The 5,627-nt window shown below is 67.5% G+C and carries 7 protein-coding genes; 5 read left to right on the forward strand and 2 right to left on the reverse strand.

Annotated elements, in window-relative coordinates; genetic code table 11:
- Positions 1-252 (forward strand): hypothetical protein (locus VGI62_RS12400; protein WP_331504804.1); only part of this gene is annotated, 252 nt, incomplete at its 5' end.
- Between the two features lie 141 nt (positions 253-393).
- Here the strand turns inward: VGI62_RS12400 and VGI62_RS12405 are convergent.
- Together VGI62_RS12405 and VGI62_RS12410 are read right to left on the reverse strand one after the other, a co-directional pair.
- Positions 394-1,236 carry a hypothetical protein gene (locus VGI62_RS12405; protein WP_331504805.1) on the reverse strand — a complete coding sequence of 281 codons (843 nt, stop codon included), beginning with the start codon at positions 1,234-1,236 and terminating at the stop codon, positions 394-396.
- A gap of 79 nt (positions 1,237-1,315) precedes the next feature.
- On the reverse strand, positions 1,316-1,831 hold the full coding sequence (locus VGI62_RS12410; RefSeq protein WP_331504806.1) for a thioredoxin family protein: 516 nt from the start codon (positions 1,829-1,831) through the stop codon (positions 1,316-1,318).
- Between the two features lie 187 nt (positions 1,832-2,018).
- On the opposite strand from VGI62_RS12410, the gene VGI62_RS12415 reads away from it, so the two are divergent.
- The 4 genes from VGI62_RS12415 to VGI62_RS12430 form a co-directional block, all read left to right on the forward strand.
- Complete coding sequence (locus tag VGI62_RS12415; RefSeq protein WP_331504807.1) at positions 2,019-2,981, forward strand: HWE histidine kinase domain-containing protein; 963 nt, start codon at positions 2,019-2,021, stop codon at positions 2,979-2,981.
- A gap of 92 nt (positions 2,982-3,073) precedes the next feature.
- Positions 3,074-4,036 (forward strand): CsgG/HfaB family protein, encoded by a 963-nt coding sequence (locus VGI62_RS12420; protein WP_331504808.1) that lies wholly within the window; start codon positions 3,074-3,076, stop codon positions 4,034-4,036.
- Between the two features lie 293 nt (positions 4,037-4,329).
- Positions 4,330-5,040: a Crp/Fnr family transcriptional regulator gene (locus VGI62_RS12425; RefSeq protein WP_331504809.1), complete on the forward strand. Its 711-nt coding sequence runs from the start codon at positions 4,330-4,332 to the stop codon at positions 5,038-5,040.
- 207 nt (positions 5,041-5,247) lie between these two features.
- On the forward strand, positions 5,248-5,627 hold a 380-nt coding region (locus tag VGI62_RS12430), incomplete at its 3' end, for a helix-turn-helix domain-containing protein (protein ID WP_331504810.1).

Below are 5,627 nucleotides of genomic sequence, written 5' to 3' on the forward strand. Positions count from 1 at the left end.
GAACTCGCAGGCGAGCCCGCCCCCTTGCGCCACTACTTCGCCGTCGGTCACGAGGACCGCGCCAAGTCGGAGTGGACAGCCATCGACCGCGCAGGGCTCAGCGGCCGCATCGCCTCTAGTCCGACCGGTGGCCAGGAGCCCGTCGAGGCGATCCGTGTGCTCACTCCGGCGCGCATGAAGGACCTTGGCCTTGCTCCGGGGGAAGTCCGCGAACTTGGCTGGCGCCACCCCCGCCGCTGGCTCTCAGGCTAAGCTGGCCTCGTTCCGGCCAAGGCCGGCCTGGGGGCTGCCTTGCGCTCGCACCGTCTCGGGCAGGGCAAACTGCGCTCAGTCGAAGCCGCCGCTTAATTCGCGCCCCACGACCGGCGCCTTCGAATTTTTGCCGCGAACGGCCTAGCCGGCCGTCACCCGCAGCGCGCCGCCGCTGGATGCGGCGCATGACGCCTGCGGACCGAGTGGGCCGATGAGTAGGACGGGCGCTCCAGTGGCGCCCTTGGCCTGGCAATCCATGCGCCCGGCGCCCGTCAAGGGCGCGCTCACGAACCGGCGCGCCTGGGCGATGTCCTGCGGCCGCATTGACGTGGCGAGCGCCGCAAGGGCCCGTTCGGCCTCGCCTCGCGTGGCTGGATCGGCGGCGTCATTCGACGCAGCGAGCGCCGTCCACACGTAGGCGCCTACCGCGTCCTTCGGCGCCACCCGACCCTGCGCATAGATCTGGCCAAGTCGCAGTTGAGCGTCCGCCCGGCCTTGTTCTGCCTCGCGGCGAAGCTCGGACATGGCGAGCTGGGCAGGCGTGGGATCGGCGACCGTCCACTCGAGCCCAGGCGGCCGGACGGGCGCGCCTTTTGAATCCGTGGGGATCTCCAAATGAAGATGCGCCCCCTGCCCGCCATGGGCGCCCTCGGCGAGGATCCTGAACGGGGCGCCGGCGCGGCGCAGCTTTTCAGCTGCCGCGGCAGGGCTGAGGCCGTTGACCACAAGGTCGTAGGCGCCGGCATCCCCCGGCCGGCCCATCGAATGATGTGAAAGGACCCCGGGCGGAACCGTCTGCGCGCCCTGCGCGCGAAGCTCGTTCTCTCGCTCCGGCGTGCGATAGCCGCCGGTCTCGCGCCAGTTCTGGACGCCGAAGACGGAATCCATGGTGGCATGGACGCGCTCGCGGGTGTTTTCTTCAGCTCGCGCACCCACCGCGACAGCCAAGGCGATCGTCGCGACCAACGTGGCCCTGATCCTCACAGCCCCTCCGTGGCGCCGCCAGCAGAAGTGTGCAGCTTAGGCTGACCTGGACCTGCGGGGAAGCTATCGGCGGCACACCCTAGCGCGTCCATTGCGCCAGCCAGTCGGCCAGCGCTTGGGGGGTCATATGACGGGCGTCCTCCAAGGCCGAAACGTGACCGCCATCAAGGAGCTTGTCGGTGTGGGGGTCTACGATCAGCAGGGCCGGGACGCCTTCGAGGCGTTCGGTGATGCCATAGTGAGCCGGAATCTGCAGGTTCTTGTCGAAGCGCCCGACATCGACAAGGACGGTCTCGTAATGGCGCTCGACGAAGGGCTTCAGATCAGGGCGGTCCATGGTGGCGGTGAGGATCCGGCAATCACCGCACCAGTTGCCGCCGAGGTCGATCAGCAAAAGCTTGCCCGAGGCTTTGGCGCGGGCCTTGGCCCGGGCCACCTGCCTGTCGGCGTTGGCCGTCTCGTCGTACGGATAGGGCAATGGCGTCTGGAGCTCGGCGAAGCTCTCAATGCCAATCTTCGGCGCAGGCGCCCACGCGGCGATGGCGGGGGCTGCGAGGAGGAACATCGCAAGAGTTGGGGCAGTTCGGCGGATCATCGGGTCTTCCGGTTAGGGACGTCGGGGCTAGTGATCAGCGGTTGGAAAAAATGTCGCGTCAGAATTCCAAGTCAGGCTATCCGGAAATCTTCGTGCACGATCCACCGTCTTCCTGTCCGGCCGCGTTGAGCCGTCCGACGACTCCCGCCATGATGTCGCCTGACCGGGCCATCGGGATCGGAGGGGCATGTCGGGGCTGACTGAGGGCAACCCAGTCGACTGGCCGCTGCGCGAGCTGTTCGACGGCTCGCGCGACGGGGTGTTCGTGTCCGATCCGCGCGGCTTTTATACCTACGTCAATCCGGCGGGCGCGGCGCTGCTGGGCTACGGGCGCGACGAGCTTCTCGGGCGCTCCGTCGTCGAGGTGATCCACGCTGATGAGATCCCCCGCGTGGAAGCCTGGCGCACTTCCCAGCCGGCGAACCCGCGGCGGGGCGATTGGCGGCTCAAGCGTCGAGACGACAGCTGGATCGATGTCGAGATCAGCGCCCACGTCCTGGCTGACGGCCGATGGTTCGGCATGGTTCGCGACGTCTCCGAACGGCGTGAGAGCGAAGAGCGGTTGAAGCTCCTGGCGCGCGAGGTCGATCATCGGGCGAACAACCTGCTGGCGGTGGTGCAGGGCGCGATCTCCCTGTCCACCGCCGAGACGCCGGCCGCCCTGAAGGAAGTCCTGCTCGGCCGCGTCTCGGCGCTCGCCCGCGCGCACCAGTTGCTGGCCGGGGGCCGCTGGACTGGGGCGGACCTGAGGCGACTTGTCGAAGAGGAACTTCGCGCATTCGCCAGCGCAGGCGACGCGCGGGTGAGCATAGAGGGAGAAGCTTTCGCCCTTTCGCCGGCGACCGCGCAAGGGGTGGCGATGGCGATGCACGAACTGGCCACCAACGCCGTCAAGCACGGCGCGCTGTCGACGCTGGAGGGGCGTGTCGCGGTGTCCTGGACCCAAGTCACCGATATTTCACCGGCGGTGATCACCTGGCGGGAGATGGGTGGGCCGAGGGTGCGCGAACCGGCGCGGCGTGGATTGGGCATGAGCGTGCTTGAGCGAGCTCTGTGGGGCGCTGCAGGCGGGCGCACGCAGCTAATCTGGGCGCCGGACGGCCTCGTCTGCGAGCTCTGGCTCGGGCGGCCCCCAGTGACGATGCAGTGACGCCGGTCACCACCCTGCGAGCGCAATTGAAGCATTCGTATAGCAGGGTTAGGTTAGCATTGTTTTTTACGGTCACTGACACGGGGGCAAGCATGCGCAAGATCTCCTCCACGGCCGTCGCCATCGGCCTTACCGCCGTCCTCGCCGCCCAGCCGGCGTTTGCCCAGTACGGAATGGACAAGAAGGGGCCGAAGAACGCGGCCACGCCGGAGCTGCCGCAGTGCGCGCAGCCGCTGGGCCGCGCAGCGATCCGCGAGCCGCAACGGGATTGGTGGACGGGTCTGGGCCTCTCCAATCCGGAAACCCTCATCAAACTCTTCGCCTCGCGCTCCAACTGCCTGCGGATCGTCGACCGCAACGGCGGGCTTGCGATGCGCAATGAGGAGGCGGCGCTCGGCGCCTCGGGTGACCTGCGCCGGGGTTCCAACATCGGCAAGGGCCAGGTGGCGGGAGCCGATTTCTTCATCGTGCCGGACCTGGCGAACAGCAACAGCAACTCCGGCGGCAACAACATCGGCGCCGTGGCCGGCGCCTTTGGCTCACGGCTCGGCGGGCTCGGAGCCCTGGCCGGCAGCATCCACACGAAGAAGTCGGAGGCCCAGGCGCTCATCACGCTGGTCGATGCGCGCACCACCGAGCAGCTCTACGTCGCCGAGGGGGTCTCGCAGAAGACCGACGTCTCGTTCGGCGCAGGCGGCGGCGGCTATGGCTGGAGCGGCTTTGCCGCGGCCGCCGGCGGCGGCTATGCCAACACCGACATCGGCAAGGTTGTCACCGCGGCCTACTTCAACGCCTTCATCGACCTGATCGGCTACATGCAGCGCGGTGCGCCCACCGGGCAACAGGCGAGCCAGGCTGCCGGCGTCCAGGCCTATGCGGTCAAGCAGCCGGTCGTACTGCGCAAGTCCCCCTCGCCGCAGGCGCAGATGGTGCGCACCTTCAACCCCGGCGACATGGTCTATCCCACTGGCCAGAAGAACGGAATCTGGTGGGAAGTCGACGACGAGAACGGCAACCGCGGCTGGATCTCCTCGGCGATGATCAGCACGCACTAGGCAGGCCCGGCGCGTCGCGTCAGCGGACAACGTGCGCACCGGGGGTTGCGGGTTGAGGTCGAATACGGCTTTGACCTCAGACCGCTTAGCTAGCCGCGCCTGATGGCAAGAGCAGCCATAGAGAAAACGGAAACCCGATACTCGCGCGAGCGACAAATCGCGGGCCAAGCGTTGGCCCGCCCTTTTCCGGTGGCTGCGAACGTCCGCGGCGCAAATGTCGAGTATCAGACGCTCGGCGGGACTCGACGCGACGGCTTGAAACCTAAGCTTTGAATCGGCGTTTCGAGTTCCCGATGCAAAGGCTCCTGTCCACGACACAGAACCGACTGCTCGACTCGCTCCCCCGCGACGATTTCGGGCTGGTTGCGCCGCACCTCGCGCTGGTCGACCTCGAGAAGGGTCGACTGCTTTACGACCCGGGCGACCCGGTCGATGTCATTTATTTTCCGCACGACGGCGTCATCTCGCTGATGACCTTGATGGAGGACGGCGCGGCCATCGAGAGCGCCACCATTGGCCTGGAGGGCGCACTTGGCCTGATGGCCGCTGTTGCTCCGCGCCAATCGCTTTCGCGCGCCATCGTCCAGACCCCGACGCGCGCCGCTCGCATCGGCGTGGCCCAGATGCACGAAGCCTGGACGAGAAGCCCACGCATCCGAGACCTCGTCGACCGCCACACCGAGGCGCTGTTTGGTCACGCAATCCAGTCGGTGGCCTGCAACGCGCTGCACTCCGTCGAGGCCCGGTTCTGCCGCTGGTTGCTGGCCTGCCACGACCGCATCTCCAGCGACACCCTGGCCCTTACGCAGGAATTTCTGGCCGACATGCTGGGAGTCCAACGCACAACGGTGACGGCGGTCGCCAGGACGCTGCAGGCGCGCGGCGCGATCCGCTATCGCCGTGGGGTCGTTGATATCGTCGACCGCGATGTGCTCGAGCAGCTCAGCTGCGAATGCTACGGTGTTATTCGCAGGACCTACCAGCGGCTTCTCCCAGAAGGTTAGCCCGAGCCTGGGCTCTGCGTGACGCCAAGGACCCTTGCGCGGCCACGGAAATCCCCCTTTCTTCGGGCACGCGCAGGATTGAAACCTCCCATTTCATCGAGTCCCTCGCGAGAAACCCCGTCCTTCCGGGCGGGGAGGTAAGCGATTTCGGCCGGCGGCCGCTTCTCCGGGGTTGAACAGCACGGTGACGCCTGTAGATTCGAGGCGATGATCCATCGCGGCTTCCGCTACAAATCGGCCCCGAGCTGCGGGCAGGAGGGGCGGTTCCGGCAGTTCGCGGGGGTCTGCCGCCTGATCTACAATCTCGCCCTCGAACAACGCCGCGACTGGGGGCGCCGGTTCGAGCGGCAGACCGGATCGAAACTCAACTACGTCGCCCAGGCCGGCGAGCTGACCGCCCTGCGGGCTGACTACGACTGGATCGCCGCCGTCTCGCAGACCTGCCGACAGCAGGCCCTGCGCGATCTCGACAAGGCCTACGGCAACTTCTTCGCCGGGCGCGCCGGCTATCCGTCGCCGCGCAAGAAGGGCGCGGGCGACAGCTTCCGCTTCCAGGGCCGCGAGGTCGAGATCCGGCGGCTGAACGC

This window comes from Phenylobacterium sp., from assembly GCF_036495085.1.
In the GTDB taxonomy this organism is placed as follows: Bacteria; Pseudomonadota; Alphaproteobacteria; order Caulobacterales; family Caulobacteraceae; genus Phenylobacterium.